Raw genomic sequence first — 16,922 nt, 5'->3', positions numbered from 1 at the left:
CCGAGAGAGCCGAAAAGGCCGCCATCATCGTGACCACCAACCTGCCCTTCTCCGAGTGGCCCCAGGTCTTCACCAACGCCCGGCTCTGTAAGGCCGTGCTCGACCGGCTCACCGACCAGGCACACATCGTCGAGACCGGTTCGGAGTCGTACCGCTTCCGTAGAACCCTGCGGAAGAAGACGAAGGACTAAGCCTGGGTGCTCGGTTCTGCTTCCGCTCCGCCCTCCGGGCTACGCTCCAGCAGAACCGAACACCCTCAACCTCAACGTCCCAGAGGGTGGGCCAAAACAAACCGCCGAAGTGGGCCAAGCCAAGTTGCCAAACTCACTCGCGAACCAGCAAACCTACGCTGCAGATCGATTGTGGCAGAGCAGTGCAGTTTCTCCAACGGCTTGGCTTCCTATGTGATTTCCGGTGTAATTGCCTGTAATTTGCTGAGCAACGCGCCGTAACCTAACGAAGCCGCGGCAGCAGCCTAAGTGCGTTTTCGCGATACACCTTGCGCAGAACGTCCTCCGGTAAAAACAGGCCGTAGATATTCCAGCGACCCTGCCGCGATGCATGCGACGGATATTCGAAATACTCGTCGGCCGTCTCCAAAAAGCGGAAGTAGAGACGATACATCTCGACTTCAGGCAGCAGATCGGTGCCGAACAGGATGCGGTCGGCATACTTCAAGAAGAACGCGCGAGCTGTGTAGGGCTGGCGACCGAGTTCGGGCGTGCGCGCGCTGATGTCGATCAGCAAATTGGGGAGCGCTTCCAGCTGCTGTGAAAGGTATGCAAGGTCCTCCCCGCTTTCCGCGCAGTGCGCGCCGACAAAGGTCGTGGTTGGATGACGGGCGATCACACGGTTACGCTGCTCCACCAGTTCGCGTTTAGAGACTGTCGAGTGATGGAAGCCCCAATCCGGATGTGCCGCGAGTTCCTCGTAGCGCTCATTGCGTGCGTCGATCGGCTCAAAGAACGCGCTTGGGTCTGCGGTGTGAAACATCACCGGCAGATCGAGTTTGCCGCATGCCTCAAAGATGGGCGCGAACCGGTCATCATCGATGCGCAACAGAGTGCCGTCAGTATCGCGCAACGTCAGGCCGAAATCTTTCCAGAACTTGATACCGCAGGCGCCGTGCTCGATCATCCGCTGCAACCGGTCGATGGTGAGCTGCACGAAATTCGCTTGATCCACGCCGCTCCAGTCCATCCAGCCGATAGTGGAGAAACGATCGGGTGCCGCCGCATTGAAGCGGTCCATTATGTCGAGCGCCTTCTGGCCCACCTGCATGGTGATATTCACCACGTGTTCGAGGCCGCATTGGTCCATCACGGAGAGGACCTGACGTGGATCCGTGGAGTCGAGGTGGTTATGATAGTCGATCACCGGAAAACGGGCGCGCTCGACCACGTGCACCGGCGTCTGCAGACAAGAATCGGGATGGAAGTCGCTTAGCCGAAGGTCAACCTCTGCTGTGGCGCTGACCATCTCGACAAACTTGTCTCTGTTGAGTTCGACTCCGTTTGAGTCCATGTGCGATCCTCGATGCTACAAAAAACGGGAGTTCGTTTAGTTTCCTAATTGTGAAATTCTTCAAAGCAAATGCGACCGGCCTGCTACTGGCTTCTGCTGGCCTGCACAAGCGTTTCTACGGGAGATGCAATCATAAGGAGCAGCACCGCCTGGGGCTTTTCGGAGGATTCTAGAAATTCGATATTTCGCTGCCTGATATCTGCCTTGACGAAACGATTTTCGTGCAGATCATCTAAAGCTTGCAAGCCGATCGCTGCAACCTGGGCCAAGTTTCGCGACACCGGGGCCAACTCTTGGGTAAGGAACGATCGTGTCAACAATGGTTGCAGCTTCGCGTCGTTATCCCGCCACAACACCAGCCATTGCCGTGCCTGCTGCCAATCCTGCGGAGTCGCCTCACCTGCAGCAATCCGCTTTGCAATCTCACTGAATTCACGCGCTGTATCGCTTTCTGGCGGTACCGCATCATCAAGATGGTTCAGCGGCGTAAAATCCGAGAAGCTGCGCAGTTCCTGCCGCTGATACATTCGCGGGGGTTGCACTACGGCCGCAAGCACTTTCAAAGGCCCAGGATCTACCTCGCCGCTCATGCGCTCCAACATCTCATCGGTAATCAGCCGGTGACGCAGACCGTAGAGTTCGAGTCTCTGCGATTCGATTGCGAGCCGTCGGTACATCGACGCGACATCCTGCACCTGTTGAGGCGACCACAAGCGCTCGGCGATCGCCGCCGTACGCGGCCAAATCCGGTTGTCCATGTTTTCGTGCGAAACAATATCCGTCCACATGGTGGCCTCGCCACCCAGGACCCGGACCTTCTGGTCCAGTGTAAGTGAGGCTGCGTTCTCCCCTAACGGATCCACCAGATAATGCTCCGCCGCCGACTGGTTCAAATCGATGTAATAGCCAAACGACAGCACGCCCCGGTAACCGCTGCGTGCAGCTCCTGCCAGCGAGTCCTGCCCTCGCCAGGTTTGAATCACAACATCTTTTGGGGTGTTCGGTTGTAATACTTCGTCCCATCCCATCATCACCTTTTTGTGGTCTGCGACGATCTTCTGGACCCTCGTTGTGAAAACTACCTGCAGGGCTGCACCATTCCTAATCGAGTGCGCCCGCATGTACTCCTGGACGCGGGGGTTCGTCTCCCATTCCTTGACGTTGCATTCGTCTCCTCCGGTATGAAAGTAGGAGTCGGGAAAGAGAGCAGCCATCTCTCCGATAAATCCGGAGAGAAACACATACGTACTTTCGCGCGTAGGATCGATTGCCGAACTGTGGGAGGGATCTTTTCCGCTGGTCAAGTCTGGGTACCCCAAAAACCACGATGTCGTATGGCAGGGCATATCGAACTCTGGAACTACCCGGATACCGCGGTCGCGAGCGTACGCGATAACGTCCCGGATTTCGTCTTGCGAGTAATAAAAGCCGCCAGAGCCCTTTTCCTGTAATAACGGAAATTTCTTGCTCTCAGCGTGGAAGCCCAGATTATCCGCGAAACGCCAATGAAAGACATTGAGTTTGACCGCCTCCATCCCGTCCAGGTTGCGCTTAATTGCGGCGATGGGCACAAAACGATGTCCGGAGTCGATCAGCAGTCCGCGCCAGGGGTAGCGGGGCTGGTCGTCGATCGTGGCAACGGGAACGCTAAAGCTTTTCGGAGTGATTCTTACCAGTTGCAGAAACGTTTGAAGCCCGCGCAGCGCCCCTATGGGATTGGGCGCAGTCAACTGCACATCCGTAGTTGAGATCTTCAGGTGGTAGGATTCGTCCTCACCCAGTTGCTGCACTGCCGCGCTCGGGCCCGCAACTCGAATGATGAAGTGCGGCTGGTTCTGGATTGCTTCACGCCATAGCGGGATCCCCGTTTCCTTCGAAAGGATATTCAAGAAGCGCTGCTGTGCTCGTTCAAGGCGAGGCTCCTTATATCCCTCCAGAGCAACTCCGAAATTCCCATCGATGACGAATTCGCCTTCGCCCTGCACAACGTTGGCCGGCATGGGCATAAGTGCCAGCGAGTTTTTTTCTTGCGCGAGAAGATTACCGGGAAGGCTCAGCGCGCAAAAAACTAGCAAAAGAAAATACAAGAAACCTGCTCGAAGAGCATTTGCCAAAGTAACATCTCCAGAAAATATGTCGGATGGCGTAGAGCTAATGCCATCGCGATTCCATTGTTACGGTGCCAGCCGCGTCGCCAGTCCTGCACCGGCTAAATTCAAATCCATCAAAGACGCTGGTCCTCAACAAACCTCTGGATGCTCCCGATAGGCCCCAAACTCTTCCAGATCGTCCTCTCCTAGCCAGGAAGGATACACATCGGGCTCCAGGCCAAGTCCTGCTTCGATCTGTCTCAACAGCCGAGTCCGCTCGTATCTCTGATGTACCAATTGGAAGCGCGTATTTCTGAGTACGTTGAAGGCAGCCTGCGAATCGCCACAGTCATTCAATAACCTTGCGCGACATTCCGCCAACCATTCGTCATCAAGGGCAGAGACGGCGTTTAGCCAGCGCCCGCGCTCATCGAGAGTTTCCCTCCCTAGCGCAGCGAGGATCTTGTCCCTCTCGATCACTACCTGGGGATGAAGAGCGATCGCGTCTGATTCGATTGCACGAAAGCAATTTGCTGCAGCCTGTGCGTCCCGCTTGTACACCAGCCAAAGACGTCCGGATAACGCCCGGGCGCGATCGTCACTGGATTGTGCCAGAATCTCCAATGCAGCGCCAGCTTCGCCACGACCGGCGAGCCATGTACCGCGTTGAAATAACCACCTGTCTCGCTCGCTTCCTTCCGTGGACAAAGCCGCCCAGGAGAGCGCATCACCTAAATCGGCGATTCCACTAATGGCCCAACGGTTGCTATCGAGTTCAGGAGCCTTTGGAATTTGACTGATGTTGCCCGATCTGTGTGCGGAGGCAAGGCTCAGCCAAGACCTGACATCCTCACTCCTCGCCCAACCAAAAAGGGGCACTTCGTCCAGAGCCCTCATCAATGGATGCGGCAGCGAGATCTCCCGAATATCACGCGCCGTCTTGGACGGAATCCAGTATTCAACGTGGTGTCGCAGCTGCCCCGGCTGAAGGACGTCTTTCACGGATTGATCGACCAAGGGGCTGGCTTGAATCTCCAGGCATTGCTCGCCGTTCAACGTATACTGTGTTACCCATGCCTCATCGCGTCCTATGCCGTCGCTCCACAGTTTGATTCCGGGCACCTGACTAGGATCGGCTACGTGATAGAGACCTGCACCCAAACTTGGAGTGAACACTCCAAATGCGCAACAATCTGGTCTCTTCCAGAAGAATCCAGTCATCCGATGCACATCTGACTGATGCCGTGGGCCCTCTGTCTTCCAGTCGATTGTCCGTACATCGCGACCATGGGCAAGAACAGGTCCTTCGGGGAAATGGAACTCTGTATCAGGTCGGGCGTGTACGCCTGCATTTGACCAGGACATCCAAGGATGAGCATCACAATCAGAATTGAAGAATACCGTTCGCTGCGTCAGAAACCAGTCGCTCTCGCCGAGAGAGTATTCGACGGTCCAGTTCATTCCAAATCTAAGTTCTCTCTCTCCGCAAGAGATGTAGATTCTTTCCTGATCGCGAGTTACTTCATAAAGTACAGGAGCAATTTGAACGGGGCTGTGCGAAATCGGAAAGCTCAGCTCGATCCCACCTCCAGTAAAAGATTGCCTGGGTAAGATTCTTACGGGCCGGATAATGTGGGGAAAGAAGAGTGTTTCAACTGCCCCCTTTTTTAGAAAAAGGCTACAAACGCGCCCGCCCAGGTCCGGGCATACCTTCACCCGAATCTGCTCGTTTTCGATCACAACCATGCGGTATTTCTTTAATATCGGCCTCTTGCTCGTCTCGCAAAAACTCTCATAGGGATAGAATCCATCCTGGTCGTGCGTTGTAGGGATGGGACCTGCTGGCACAAGTGGATGCGTCAGCAATATCTCTGTGGTCTCTGCGAATTCAAGCATTAAGAACGAACCCTTCCGTAGATCGATTCGCCGTTCCCTGGCATTCGAGACATCTCACGTCACAAATCGGGGGCGTTGGACAGCCTTATGCGGCTTATACCGAGTGGCTCCCTCGCGTCTTCGGCCGCGATGAACAAAGCATCAAGTGTGTCGATCAACAGGGTCCCTCCCTCGGTAGCCTACCCGATGTCGAAAGCAAAGCTAAAGCACAATAGAAATTATACGAAACAAAATATCAATCAAACGAAACAAAGTCAACTCTCCAATTGAGTCGGCGGATTCTAGCCTCCTCTCTTCCCCGTGCGGAGCGAAACGCCGGGAATTCGAGCCATCATTCGCGCGAACGTCGCGGGACGAGGTCAGATAGTTTCATTAGAAAGGCCACAAGTTCAGATAACATTTCGAGAGAATTGGCGGAAACGAAAGATTTGGAAGAGTAAAGACTCATAACACTTCTTCTCACGTTCCCGCATTTCTCCAGGAGCGCAATGATAAGCCACGGCGATTCCACACAAGCTACGTCGAATTTTTCCATCAAGGATTGCCAACCCGAAACAGATCCGACCTCTGCTTTCTGGCGCAGCGCACCCGTCACTTTTCTAACAAGAGACGCCTTTGGGAAGCCGCTACCGGGGCTGAGTACCGAGGTGCGCTCGCGTTGGACCTTGACCCATCTCTATCTGCTCTTTACCTGTCCCTATGACACGCTCCGGCTGAACCCCGATCCGGTCACGCTGACGAAAACAAATAAGCTGTGGGAGTGGGATGTGGCCGAGGTTTTCCTTGGTTCTGATTTCAATAACATCCGCAGGTACAAAGAATTCGAAGTGTCTCCGCAAGGTGAATGGGTTGACCTAGACGTAGACCTCGATAGCCCTAATCATGAGGAGGGATGGGTGTGGAGTTCAGGATTCGAAGTAGCTTCTCGAATCGACCCCTCGAAATGTATCTGGTATGGTTCGATGCGCATCCCCTTCTCCGCAATTGACTCTCGGCCGGCATCCCCCGGCAATATGCTACGCATCAACTTCTTTAGAAGCGATGGGCCTGGGCGAAGCTTGGTCGCCTGGCAACCCACGATGAAGCCTACCTTTCACGTTCCGGAGGCGTTCGGCACCCTCTTGCTGGAAAAGGGGGCCCGTCAGAAAACGGACAATAAAGCACGCTAAGCTGGGTTGGGGATGCGAAGTGGCCTAAACCTGCCCTGGGCGAGCCTCTTGCCTCGCGCGCGCATTGGTCGCCTGACAGAGCATCGGTCAGCACTCGGTAGATGTGGCGGTTGGCGCGAGTGACAGCCTGTGCGCAAATTCGTTCGATCGCATTCAGCTTGGGAAGAAGGATGGCCTTCGTCCGTAGTTTCTCGACCACCGTGCTGGCCAGCACAATGCCCGTATCCGTCTGCAGCGCAGTCTCCATCAGATCCTGCACGGCCGCCCGGTGATGGCTCGTCGTGAACGATCTGAACCCGAAGAGTGTTTGAAGTTCGACCATGTGCTCCCGCCGGGTTTGGGCGCGGTCGCCGTATGGCCCGCTTCTCAACTGGAATCTTGAGTTGCGCGGCCACCAGGTGAAGCCAGGGAGGAAAGGGAAGTTCCCCACGACCCAAGACGATGCCCGGATACCGCATGTAGCAGAGCTGCACGGCGAAGCCGAGCCGGTTGGCTGCGCCTCGCCGCTGACGAACGATCGACAGATCGGAATCGCTCAGAGTGTAGCGGCGAATCAGTTCATCGTGGGTATCGGGCAGGGCTAACAGGCTTTCACGCTCGGTGGCGGAAAGGATGGAGCGACGGGGCCGTTCAGGTTCTTGATTCTCGCAAATAGTTCTCAAATGCTATTCTCAATAAACTACCTGTTCCATGAGTTTCAGTAAGACAAAGTCCGACAGCGGAGGAGTCAGAGTATGTTGATTGGCTACGCTCGCGTCTCCACCCAGGACCAGAACCTCGAACTCCAAATCGAGGCCTTGGCCAAAGCCGGCTGCAAAAAAATCTTCGAGGACAAGATCGGCGGCAGCCGAGCCGAACGTCCCGGCCTTGCCAAAGCACAAGAATCCTTGGGCGAAGGCGACACACTGGTCGTTTGGAAGCTGGACCGGCTTGGCCGCAGCTAAAGCTTGTCCAATCAAAGATATGCAAATTGCGCTTTACTTTTTCTGGCGGAGAGCGGATACTAATTTTGATCATAGCCCCCACGCCTCTTCCGCAAGGAATGCGCACCAGGGGGCTTACTCATTTGGGGCCTTATCTTGAAAACCCCGCCCAAGAAGCCTCAACCCCAAAAAATCCCGATCACGCTGAATCCTTATACAAAGCCAGCAAAGCCACCGGAAGATCTTTTAGCTCATCTCGAAGATAGAGGACTGCTAGTCCAGGATCGCGCGGCTGCTCTGAGCACGCTCCGGTCAGTTGGGTACTACCGACTTCTTATCTACATGAGGGCTCTTCAGAGCCAACCATCCAAGGCATTTGCGCACGGCACATCCTTTGAGAACGTCGTGGCGCTATACAACTTCGATCGGGAGTTGCGGCTTTTGTGCCTGGATGCGATAGAGCGGATAGAGGTCGCGCTGCGCGCCTCGATCATCAATTCTCTCTCTTTACCGCATGGCCCGCACTTCTACCTTGACCCACGCCATTTCGAGACCACCGAGAGCTTTCGCGGGTTCTTTGGAAAAGCTGCACATGCTGAGTATCTGGCGATTTCGCACTATCACAAGCACTACAACAGTCCCCCTCACGCGCCTATTTGGGCCATCTGTGAAGCAGTCACCTTCGGAGGTCTGTCTCATCTCTTCTCAGGCTTGAGCCTGGCGAATCGCAAGCTCGTCGCCAAGCTGTTCGGCTTTGATGAAGGAGTGCTCGTCTCGTGGTTTCGCACCTTGAACGATCTGCGGAACATGTGCGCTCACCACAACCGACTGTGGAATGCACACCTGATCGTGAACAAGCCCATGTCGGCGAAAGCCGTGTCATCTGAACTTAGGACCACGCAGGATCGGTTCTACTCCCGCGTGATCCTTATCGTCGCGTTGCTGAAAAAGATCGATCAAACATCGGACTGGCGTCAGAGATTCTTTGATCTCTTGTCGCGGTACCCGAATGTACAGGTTGTGGAGATGGGATTTCCCTCCGATTGGAAGAGCCGTTCCTTTTGGTCTTGATTAATCAAAGAAGACCGCGCCTTTTTGCGGGAAATTTGGCTTGCTCAAATGTGTTATTTCGCAGCATCCGCAGTGAACAGATACCGGGCCTCCCGCAAGCGGTTACAGTTGGTCCAACACAATACGTGATGTGTTTTCTAGCCTTGGCTTCAGAGGCGATCCTTGGCCTGTGCGACACTATATTTACCTTAACGACTGCGTAACCTCTGGTGGTCGGTTTGGTGGTGAGCCGCTGGGGCGGACGCCCTCACGAGAGGGCGAGGGCGGCTGGGGTGCCGTCGCGGTGACCGGCCCCGATTGCCATGGCCCTGCCACCACCATAGAGGTTAGAATCAGGCGACACCGACAATCCATGCCGTCGACCTCCGAGAATTCATCCCTTCCGGCGTTGCTTGAGACTTATGCTCATACGCTGCGGAATAGTCCCCGCGAGAGATGGGAGCCGCTGTTAAAGCACCTCGAGGACGTGGCGGCGCTGTGCGCAAGTTACGCCGCTGCTTTTCATGCCTCAGACTGGGGCTGGGTAGCGGGCCGCTGCCATGATCTCGGCAAGGCATCTGCCGAGTTCCAGGCTTACTTGTGTTCCTCTAATCCAGATGCCCAAGATGCGGGCGAAGAATCATCTTCCGCCAAGCGGGTCGATCACTCGACCTTTGGAGCGCGGTATGTCGCCTCTGCTCTGCCCGGTCCTGTCGGGCGCATGCTTGCATTTTGCATCGCCGGGCATCATGCCGGACTGGCAGATGGCACGCCCTCGGATGACCAGTCGTCACGCCGCAGCCTGTCATCTCGACTGAACGTGAACTCAATCCCACACGTCGATCCGCCTCAACTCACACTCACGGCTCCTCCCCTCGCACTGAAGGCAGATAACAAGGAGCGGAGCTTTGCGCTCGCATTTTTTACGCGAATGATCTTTTCCTGTCTCGTCGACGCGGACCGTACGTGCACTGAGGCATTCTGTGACCCCGACAAGGCGCAAGAACGTGCCGCGCCATGCCCATCACTGCATGAACTCAGAGTGCAACTTGACTCGCATCTCGATGCGATGCAGCAAAATGCACCGACGACGGCCGTGAACGAGTATCGCCGCGCTATCCTGGCACAATGCCTCCAAGCCGCCGCAGGGGAGCCGGGCTTCTACTCCCTGCAAGTACCCACCGGCGGAGGGAAGACTCTCTCTTCGCTTGCCTTTGCGCTTCGTCACGCACCAGAGCGTATGCGCCGTGTTGTCGTGGCGATCCCTTTCACCAGCATCATTGAACAGACGGCGGACACCTACCGCAAGGCGCTGGGGCCCTATGCGGAACGTGGCATCATCGAGCACCATTCCAACGTGCTTCCTGAGCAGGCCACACGAGCCAATCAGATGGCGACCGAAAACTGGGACGCGCCGTTAATCGTCACCACTAACGTGCAGCTCTTTGAGAGTCTCTTTGCTGCCTCGACCACGCCCTGCCGCAAACTTCATCGGCTGGCGAACAGCGTCATCATCCTCGACGAGGCACAGACTCTCCCTGTAGAGCTCCTTGAGCCGACATTGCGTGCTCTTCAGGAGCTAGTGAGAAACTATGGCTGCACCGTTGTTCTGTGCACCGCAACACAGCCAGCCCTTGAGCATCGCCAGGATTTCCCGATTGGGCTGAAGGGCGTGACGCCTATCATTGCCAATCCGGCCGAACTCTTCAAGGCCATGCGCAGGGTCAGAGTGGAGCACGCTGGGCAACTCACGGATGAGACACTCGCAATTCGGCTCGCAGCCGAAGCGCAAGTGCTATGCATTGTGAATACGCGGAAACATGCGGCGAGACTCTTCGACCGGCTCTCAAAACAGGTAGAAGTCGAGAGCGTCTTCCATTTGAGCACCCTGATGTGCGGAGAGCACCGCCGGAACGCACTAAAGCAGATTCGTCAGCGGCTGAAGGCGCACCTGCCCTGCCGTGTAGTCAGCACACAGCTCATCGAAGCAGGCGTGGATATCGATGTGCCCGTGGTCTATCGTGCAGCCGCGGGATTCGACTCCATCGCACAGGCCGCGGGCCGCTGCAATCGTGAAGGGAGTGCGCCGATGGGAACAACTTACGTATTCGACGCGGAAGTACCTCCGCCACCCGGACTGTTGCGACAGGGTTCGGATAAAGCAAAGGAGCTTTGGAACCTTTATAGAGATCCACTGGCTCCCGCCGCAGTGGAGCACTACTTCCGGCTTCTGTACTGGCAGAGATCCGGCGACTGGGACAAGCACGGCATCATGCAGTACATGGCTCTGGATCGCAGCCGTCCAGATGAGTTAGCCTTCCAGTTCCGCACCATCGAAGAACGATTCAGATTGATCTGCGACGCGCAGTTGCCCATTCTGGTTCCCTATGACGAAACCGCAAGAGATTTAATCTCCGCACTCGAACGTTCACGCGTAGACTATGCTCCGAATCGCAAACTACAGCCGTACCTTGTTTCTATTCCTGAAAACTCCGTCAAAGAGTTGAAAGCGAATGGCGTGGTCAGGGCACATGAGTCGGGCATATGGGTTCTGCTGCGGGAAGACGCATACACGCCGCAGAAAGGACTTACTCTCGACTCGATTGCCCTCGATGCCGCGCTCTGGGGGGTCTAGTAGTCATGAGATGGGCGAGGGGATTTGCATGGCATTTGGTATTCGGCTGCATTGCTGGGGCGATTGGGCCTGCTTCACCCGCCCGGAAATGAAGGTAGAGCGCGTCAGCTACGACGCAATGACTCCTTCCGCCGCCCGCGGCATCCTTGAAGCGATCTACTGGAAGCCCGAGATCCGCTGGGTGGTTGACCGTATTACGGTTCTCAACCCAATTCGCTTTACGTCCGTTCGCCGCAATGAGGTGAGCGAGAAGATCAGCGAGGGAACAGCAAGAAGGATTATGAATGCTGGCGTGGGTGATCTTTCTCTACAGATTACTGAGGCTCGCCAGCAGCGTGCGGCGCTGCTGCTGCGCGAAGTAGGTTATGTAATCGAAGCCCGCTTTGACATCCAAAGTGGTCCCGAGAATGCTGCCAAGCACCTAGACCAGTTCAACCGCCGCGCTCGCCGCGGTGCCTGCTTTACTCGTCCCTATCTCGGCTGTCGTGAGTTTGCCGCATACTTTGCTCTGCTCGAAGAAGGAGACGACGTACCCCAGGTTGATGCCAGCCTGAAGGGTGAGCGCGATCTCGGCTGGATGCTACACGACATCGACTTCGGCAAGGACAAAGAGGCCCGGTTTTTCCGCGCACAAATGCGCGATGGTGTTATCTCCATACCGCCGCTCGCAGGAGCCACAGCGTGATCCTGCAAAGACTGGCCGAACACTACGACCGCATGGCGGCAGAGGGTCAGCGGGAGATCGTCCCTCCCGGATACTCGCGACAGAAGATCAGCTTCTGCATCGTGCTGAACCCTGATGGCAGTCTGAACCAGTTTGAGTCCTTGCTCGAGCATGAGGGCAGGGTCAAGCGAGCCAGGCCGATGATTGTTCCTGGACAAGGCAAGCCCTCCGGTCAGGGCTTGAATCCATGCCTGCTCTGGGACAACTCCGAGTATTTGCTCGGCTACACGAATGACTTGGAGCGAAGCGAGCGTGCGCAGCGCACATTCGACGCTTCACGGGCCATGCACCTTGCGCTTGAAGCCAAGATCTCACATCCGTCCTACACCGCCGTCTGCTCCTTCCTTCGCAACTGGTCCTTCGATAAAGCAGCAGAACACCCGGAACTGGGGTTGTAAGCCCAAACCGCCGAAAATTCCGTCACGTCAGATTGAGTCCCGCCATGACCGCGTCAAGGTCAATGAGTTTTCCGTCGCCACGGAAAGTGTAGTGGCCATTCAGATGGACGTGTCGCCACGCCGCCGGTGAGGTTCTTGCAATTATGGCCAGGGCTTTCGCATTCTGGTTTGCCTCGTACCTGGTAAGCAGCCGCGACAGGATAGCGGAGTTGTAATAGATGATGGCGTTTGCGATCAAGCGCGCACACTGGTTACTGATCTCGATTTCGATATCGGTCCTGCCGGTGAGTTCTTTCTTGCCGCCGACCTGCGCTATGGCGGAGCGGAGTTGGTGGTAAGACTCGATCCGGTTCTGTGAGCGGTGAACATTGCGTTGCAACTGTGGGTCGCGCAAATAGCGCAAGGTGTAGATACTACGAACCAGCTTGTCTAACTCGAAGATCGCTCGCCGCGTGGGATTCGGCTGAGTATAGGTGCATAGCTTTCGGATCAGTGTGCCCTGGGTCATTTCCTTGAGACCCAGCGTGGCAATAATTTGGTCGATATTGGCTTTTTCATTCATAATTACTTGCCGGTCGATCTGGCCGACGGGGCGAACCGGACACTTTTCGTACAGCGCCGGATCGTCGGCGCAGTAGAGATCCTTCAGGCGCTCATCCAGGTTGGTGAAGCGCGGCTCGAAACGCCGTCCAAAGCTGTACAGAATGGCGAAGTTGGCCTTGTTGACGCTGTGCATGTCGCCAGTAATCGCGATTGGCACGATGTCCGACGTGTTGCGATACCAAATGTCGAACACATGATGAGCCTCAAACTCATGCGCGCCGATGAGCCATCCCTGCAGCGGCACATGGTTGCACAACAGCGTATAGGCGACGACGCCCTTGCCGCGGCCGAAATACTTGCGTGAGTAGCGCGCCTTGACGGTGGGCCGTTCCACGCCGAATTTCTGGCCATCGACGCTGCCATACAGCACGCCGAGATCGAAGGAATAGTAAGGAAAGATGGGCAAATCGGCGATTGCATTGCTGATGTGGTCGTTGGCCGCCTGCAACGAGGCTCGGCGCAGATATTGCTGGTAGGTTGCCTCCAACACATGGTAGGGAATATCGCTTGTGCCGGCCATGACAAGGTTGCCATAATTCATCGCCTGAGCGATCATGACCGCCATCAGGCTGTCCGGATCGGCAACCTGTTTGGCGTAACGTGGCTGCAATGGCGTCAGCGCCGACAGGAACTGGCATTGTTCGTTCACAAAGCGGAATACGTCGGCGACATCGCAAAACGACAGTTGCTCATAAAACGCGTCTTCGCGTGCGGCCTCGTTATCGGCCTTTTGCCGATGCCAGGAGAGCGTCTTGGCATCGCGATCGTAGTCGAGATGCTTCAGCCTTCCCGAGCGCAACTCGCGGTTGAACGCCTGCCACTGCGCGTGCAATTCGGCAGTCAGCGCGTCGAGATGTGTGTCGATCGGCTGACGCAGCCAGGGAATGTCCATCTGGCTGAGCACGTCAGCCTTTTCCTCGAGAGAGACGAGCTCATCGGTGAAACAGCGATGCTGCAAGCTGTCGTCCAAATAGATTTCGCCGGAGTTGAGACGCTTTCGAAGTTGGCGATATAGCCAGAACTCGTAGCGGTCGGCGTGTACTCCTGTCGGATTCCCGTCTACGTCGAAAGTCAGCAGATATGGTCGCAGGCGCTTCTGTAGAGTTGGTTCCGGACATTCTGAAAGCGGGCGTTGCGACAGACGTTGCTGTTTAGCAAACACGCTTTTTACCCAGGCAAGCGCCGCGAGCCATGGGTTGTCCGGCGTTACCCCGCAGAAATCGAGCACCCCATAAAGCGGGCGCAGGTGGCGCTTGATGCGTTCGGCGAGTCCATCGACCGCCTGCCAGCGCAAGGCCATCATACTTTCAGGCTTTACACTCAGGCGTTGGCCGGCACTTTGCAGCGCATCCTTGGTCATGATTTTGAACGCCCGCTGGCGCACATCGCCAAAGGGCGTAGCATCGGCCACCGTCTCGTCAACATAGAGCAGCAGCAAGCGTCCAACCTGGGGCGTTTCCTGCTGCCGTCGCACCTGCTCCGTAACGTAATGCTTGTTTGTCCGTAGCTTACTTTCGTCTTCGAGCTGCTTCATGTGGTAACCCAAGGCGTCGACGAGATTGTCGGTGAGCTGCCGATAGCGCTGCCAGGCGTAGCACAGGAGGTACAAATGGGTCTGTTCGGACTTAAGGCGGCGCAAGTCGTAGACGGTGTAAAAGATAGCCAGGTCCGCGTAATAGTGAATATTCTGCTGTGAGATCGCGAGCTTGGGCAGAAGAGCCTTGGCTATCCGGTAGAGCAACTCCAACTTGACGCGCTTCTCCCGTTCTCGTGCCATCTGCCGCCAACCGAAGTCCTTGGCGTCCTGCTTGAGAGCGGCCAACTCGGACAAAGTTTCGTCACGTACCAGGAGTTGCGCCAGTGCATTCTTTGCCGCTTCGTCCAGCACATCGGCGAGGCGGCTCCCCAAGCGGCCACGCTCAGCAGACAACCCCTCACTGATCAATGTCTGCAAGGTAGTGTAGCCAGGCCGGACGATCTTGTGCTCGTTGAGGTAGGCGATCAGCTCAGCGACGATAAAGCCGGGAGTAACATCGCGCCGAACGATCTGGTCAGCTTGCTGCCTGAGTTGCTGGAGGAAGTCCGCCGACCATAGCCGATAGGTAAACAATTCTGCGATCAGTGCGCGCTGGGCGAAGTGCTCGTGTTTGGTAATCGTGTGTGGTTCAAATGTGTAGCCGTTGAAATAGCGGCTCAGAACGAAGGCGGTATCGTCTTGGATGTCGTCCCAGGTGAAGCGAAAGAAGGCATGCTTGGCCTTGAAGTAGCCGATCTGCAAGGCGCAGTAAACTTGGGCATGGAGACCGGGACGGCTGCTGGCAAGCGCCAATTCTGCTTCGCACAGCGACAGATATTCCAGTCGCTGCCCATCGTCGAAGTCGGGCATACCGTACAGGGCGAACTGCTCGGCGTCCGACAGGATGGCCAGTCGTTCGCTCTTGGTCGCCATCGCTGCCGTGCGCTCCAGTCCAGAAAACTTTCCATATAATAATTGATATACGGAAAGTACAAATTCTTGTCATGAGCAAAAATGCGGGTCATACGCCCCAATTTTCAGTAGCGCCAACCATCGAAAAACGGAAAGTTCCTCTGCGTCTGGCCAATGCCGTCTATCGGAGCCGGGAATACCTAACCGATGCGGAGGTGACAGCGCTGATGAAAACGGCGGCGCACGTCGGTCGCCACGGCATGCGCGACGCGGCCTTGATCCTGGTCGCCTACCGTCATGGCCTGCGGGTATCCGAACTGGTAAGCTTGCGCTGGGATCAGGTAGACCTACAGCAAGGCCTGCTTCACGTTGCGCGACGCAAGAATGGCATCGCGTCGGTTCATCCCTTGCGTGGGCCCGAGTTGCGCACCCTGCGCCGACTGCAACGGGACTACCCGCACACGGCCTACGTGTTTGTCAGCGAGCGCAAGGCTCCGCTCACTGTCGATGCAATACGCAAGATCGTCATCCGGGCTGGGCACGAGGCCGGTATCGCGTTCCAGGTTCACCCACATATGCTGCGCCATGCCACGGGATACAAACTGGCCAACGACGGGCAGGATACGCGCGCGATCCAACAATACCTGGGACACCGCAACATCCAAAACACCACCCGCTATACCGAGCTAGCACCGGATCGATTCAAAGACTTCTGGCGTGATTGACCCGTTGGTGCTGAATACAATGAATTCTGCCACTCGTTACGATCCACGCTGCCACGGGGTTCAACGTTATGCGGCCACGCAATGCGATGAAATCCTGATATCCCGGCGTCAGAGAGGATGCAAAGTATCATCCACGCCGGGGTCATGCTCGCCTATTAACTAAATGGTAATTTCCGCATTGCCGTCATCCGCCACTTGGCATGGGAATGAATCTGCACGCCGGTTATCGCATCCGTTGACTCCCTGTCTCCCTCATCCCTGACCTATTCAAACCGCAACGCGCTCATCGGATCCACCCGCACCGCCCGTTGCGCCGGTACCCACACAGCCAGCAGCGCCACTGTGCTCAACAACACCGGCGTCAGGATGAACGCCAGCGGGTCCCAGGCCTTTACCTCAAACAGGAACGACGCCAGAAAGCGCGTCATCCCAAAGGCGCCCGCAATCCCGATCACCACGCCGATCAGCGCCAGCACCATGCCTTGGCGGATCACCATGTTGCGAATGTGCGGGGCCTGCGCACCCAACGCCATCCGAATACCCATCTCCTGGGTCCGCTGTTGCACCGAGTACGCCATCAGCCCATAGATCCCTATCGCCGCCATCAACAGTGCCGATGCGCCGAAGATCGTCAGCATCAGCATGTTGAAACGCCGCCGCGATGTGTTTAGCACCACGATCTCTTCCATGGTGCGGATATGCGCCACCGGCAGCCCGCCGCTTGCCACCAGCAACGCCGCCGCCATCGGGTTTGCCA

Annotated in this window: 13 protein-coding genes and 1 pseudogene; 8 read left to right on the top strand and 6 right to left on the bottom strand. The window is 56.3% G+C overall.

What is annotated here, in order from left to right; translation table 11 throughout:
- A partial coding sequence (locus Q363_RS24260; RefSeq protein ID WP_035355903.1) for an ATP-binding protein occupies positions 1-191 on the top strand: 191 nt, incomplete at its 5' end.
- A 262-nt stretch (positions 192-453) separates the two neighbouring features.
- Here the strand turns inward: Q363_RS24260 and Q363_RS24255 are convergent.
- The 3 genes from Q363_RS24255 to Q363_RS24245 all read right to left on the bottom strand — a co-directional run bounded on the left by Q363_RS24255 (position 454) and on the right by Q363_RS24245 (position 5,510).
- Positions 454-1,524: an amidohydrolase family protein gene (locus Q363_RS24255; RefSeq protein ID WP_035355901.1), complete on the bottom strand. Its 1,071-nt coding sequence runs from the start codon at positions 1,522-1,524 to the stop codon at positions 454-456.
- An 83-nt stretch (positions 1,525-1,607) separates the two neighbouring features.
- The gene (locus tag Q363_RS24250) at positions 1,608-3,638 is read right to left on the bottom strand and encodes a beta-N-acetylhexosaminidase (RefSeq protein ID WP_035355898.1); all 2,031 of its coding nucleotides are present in this window, start codon (positions 3,636-3,638) and stop codon (positions 1,608-1,610) included.
- 126 nt (positions 3,639-3,764) lie between these two features.
- Positions 3,765-5,510 (bottom strand): DUF5107 domain-containing protein, encoded by a 1,746-nt coding sequence (locus Q363_RS24245; protein WP_051979253.1) that lies wholly within the window; start codon positions 5,508-5,510, stop codon positions 3,765-3,767.
- 488 nt (positions 5,511-5,998) lie between these two features.
- Here Q363_RS24245 and Q363_RS24240 point away from each other — a divergent pair, with 488 nt between their 5' ends.
- Positions 5,999-6,679 carry a carbohydrate-binding family 9-like protein gene (locus Q363_RS24240; RefSeq protein WP_084080714.1) on the top strand — a complete coding sequence of 227 codons (681 nt, stop codon included), beginning with the start codon at positions 5,999-6,001 and terminating at the stop codon, positions 6,677-6,679.
- Positions 6,680-6,752: 73 nt separating this feature from the next.
- Here Q363_RS24240 and Q363_RS44650 read toward each other — a convergent pair.
- Positions 6,753-7,332: pseudogene (locus tag Q363_RS44650) on the bottom strand (DUF4158 domain-containing protein); the annotation flags it as partial.
- A gap of 81 nt (positions 7,333-7,413) precedes the next feature.
- Here Q363_RS44650 and Q363_RS24230 point away from each other — a divergent pair.
- The 5 genes from Q363_RS24230 (at position 7,414) to Q363_RS24210 (ending at position 12,409) form a co-directional block, all read left to right on the top strand.
- Positions 7,414-7,623: a recombinase family protein gene (locus Q363_RS24230; RefSeq protein ID WP_035355913.1), complete on the top strand. Its 210-nt coding sequence runs from the start codon at positions 7,414-7,416 to the stop codon at positions 7,621-7,623.
- A 135-nt stretch (positions 7,624-7,758) separates the two neighbouring features.
- Positions 7,759-8,673: an Abi family protein gene (locus tag Q363_RS24225; protein ID WP_051979251.1), complete on the top strand. Its 915-nt coding sequence runs from the start codon at positions 7,759-7,761 to the stop codon at positions 8,671-8,673.
- A gap of 352 nt (positions 8,674-9,025) precedes the next feature.
- Positions 9,026-11,287 (top strand): CRISPR-associated endonuclease Cas3'', encoded by a 2,262-nt coding sequence (locus tag Q363_RS24220; RefSeq protein ID WP_051979250.1) that lies wholly within the window; start codon positions 9,026-9,028, stop codon positions 11,285-11,287.
- 28 nt (positions 11,288-11,315) lie between these two features.
- Positions 11,316-11,972, top strand: coding sequence for a type I-C CRISPR-associated protein Cas5c (gene cas5c / locus Q363_RS24215; protein WP_035355895.1), 657 nt, complete (start codon positions 11,316-11,318; stop codon positions 11,970-11,972).
- The gene (locus tag Q363_RS24210; RefSeq protein WP_035355893.1) at positions 11,969-12,409 is read left to right on the top strand and encodes a type I-C CRISPR-associated protein Cas8c/Csd1; all 441 of its coding nucleotides are present in this window, start codon (positions 11,969-11,971) and stop codon (positions 12,407-12,409) included. The genes cas5c and Q363_RS24210 overlap by 4 nt, the downstream gene beginning before the upstream one ends.
- A gap of 22 nt (positions 12,410-12,431) precedes the next feature.
- Here the strand turns inward: Q363_RS24210 and Q363_RS24205 are convergent, their stop codons facing one another.
- Positions 12,432-15,461, bottom strand: coding sequence for a Tn3 family transposase (locus Q363_RS24205; protein ID WP_035355892.1), 3,030 nt, complete (start codon positions 15,459-15,461; stop codon positions 12,432-12,434).
- A gap of 71 nt (positions 15,462-15,532) precedes the next feature.
- Here Q363_RS24205 and Q363_RS24200 point away from each other — a divergent pair, with 71 nt between their 5' ends.
- On the top strand, positions 15,533-16,165 hold the full coding sequence (locus tag Q363_RS24200) for a tyrosine-type recombinase/integrase (RefSeq protein ID WP_051979249.1): 633 nt from the start codon (positions 15,533-15,535) through the stop codon (positions 16,163-16,165).
- 263 nt (positions 16,166-16,428) lie between these two features.
- Here Q363_RS24200 and Q363_RS24195 read toward each other — a convergent pair.
- Positions 16,429-16,922, bottom strand: a 494-nt coding sequence (locus Q363_RS24195; protein ID WP_035355889.1) for an FtsX-like permease family protein, incomplete at its 5' end; no start/stop codon positions are given.

Source organism: Edaphobacter aggregans DSM 19364 (assembly GCF_000745965.1).
GTDB lineage: Bacteria > Acidobacteriota > Terriglobia > Terriglobales > Acidobacteriaceae > Edaphobacter > Edaphobacter aggregans.
Note: the sequence above shows the minus strand (reverse complement) of the source record. Positions and strands in the feature narration are given on the sequence as shown.

Coding starts and splice junctions, on each gene's coding strand:
- Q363_RS24200 (WP_051979249.1), top strand. CDS start 15,533: ATGAGCAAAAATGCGGGTCATACGCCCCAATTTTCAGTAGCGCCAACC.
- Q363_RS24240 (WP_084080714.1), top strand. CDS start 5,999: ATGATAAGCCACGGCGATTCCACACAAGCTACGTCGAATTTTTCCATC.
- cas5c (WP_035355895.1), top strand. CDS start 11,316: ATGGCATTTGGTATTCGGCTGCATTGCTGGGGCGATTGGGCCTGCTTC.
- Q363_RS24230 (WP_035355913.1), top strand. CDS start 7,414: ATGTTGATTGGCTACGCTCGCGTCTCCACCCAGGACCAGAACCTCGAA.
- Q363_RS24220 (WP_051979250.1), top strand. CDS start 9,026: ATGCCGTCGACCTCCGAGAATTCATCCCTTCCGGCGTTGCTTGAGACT.
- Q363_RS24255 (WP_035355901.1), bottom strand. CDS start 1,524: ATGGACTCAAACGGAGTCGAACTCAACAGAGACAAGTTTGTCGAGATG.
- Q363_RS24245 (WP_051979253.1), bottom strand. CDS start 5,510: ATGCTTGAATTCGCAGAGACCACAGAGATATTGCTGACGCATCCACTT.
- Q363_RS24205 (WP_035355892.1), bottom strand. CDS start 15,461: ATGGCGACCAAGAGCGAACGACTGGCCATCCTGTCGGACGCCGAGCAG.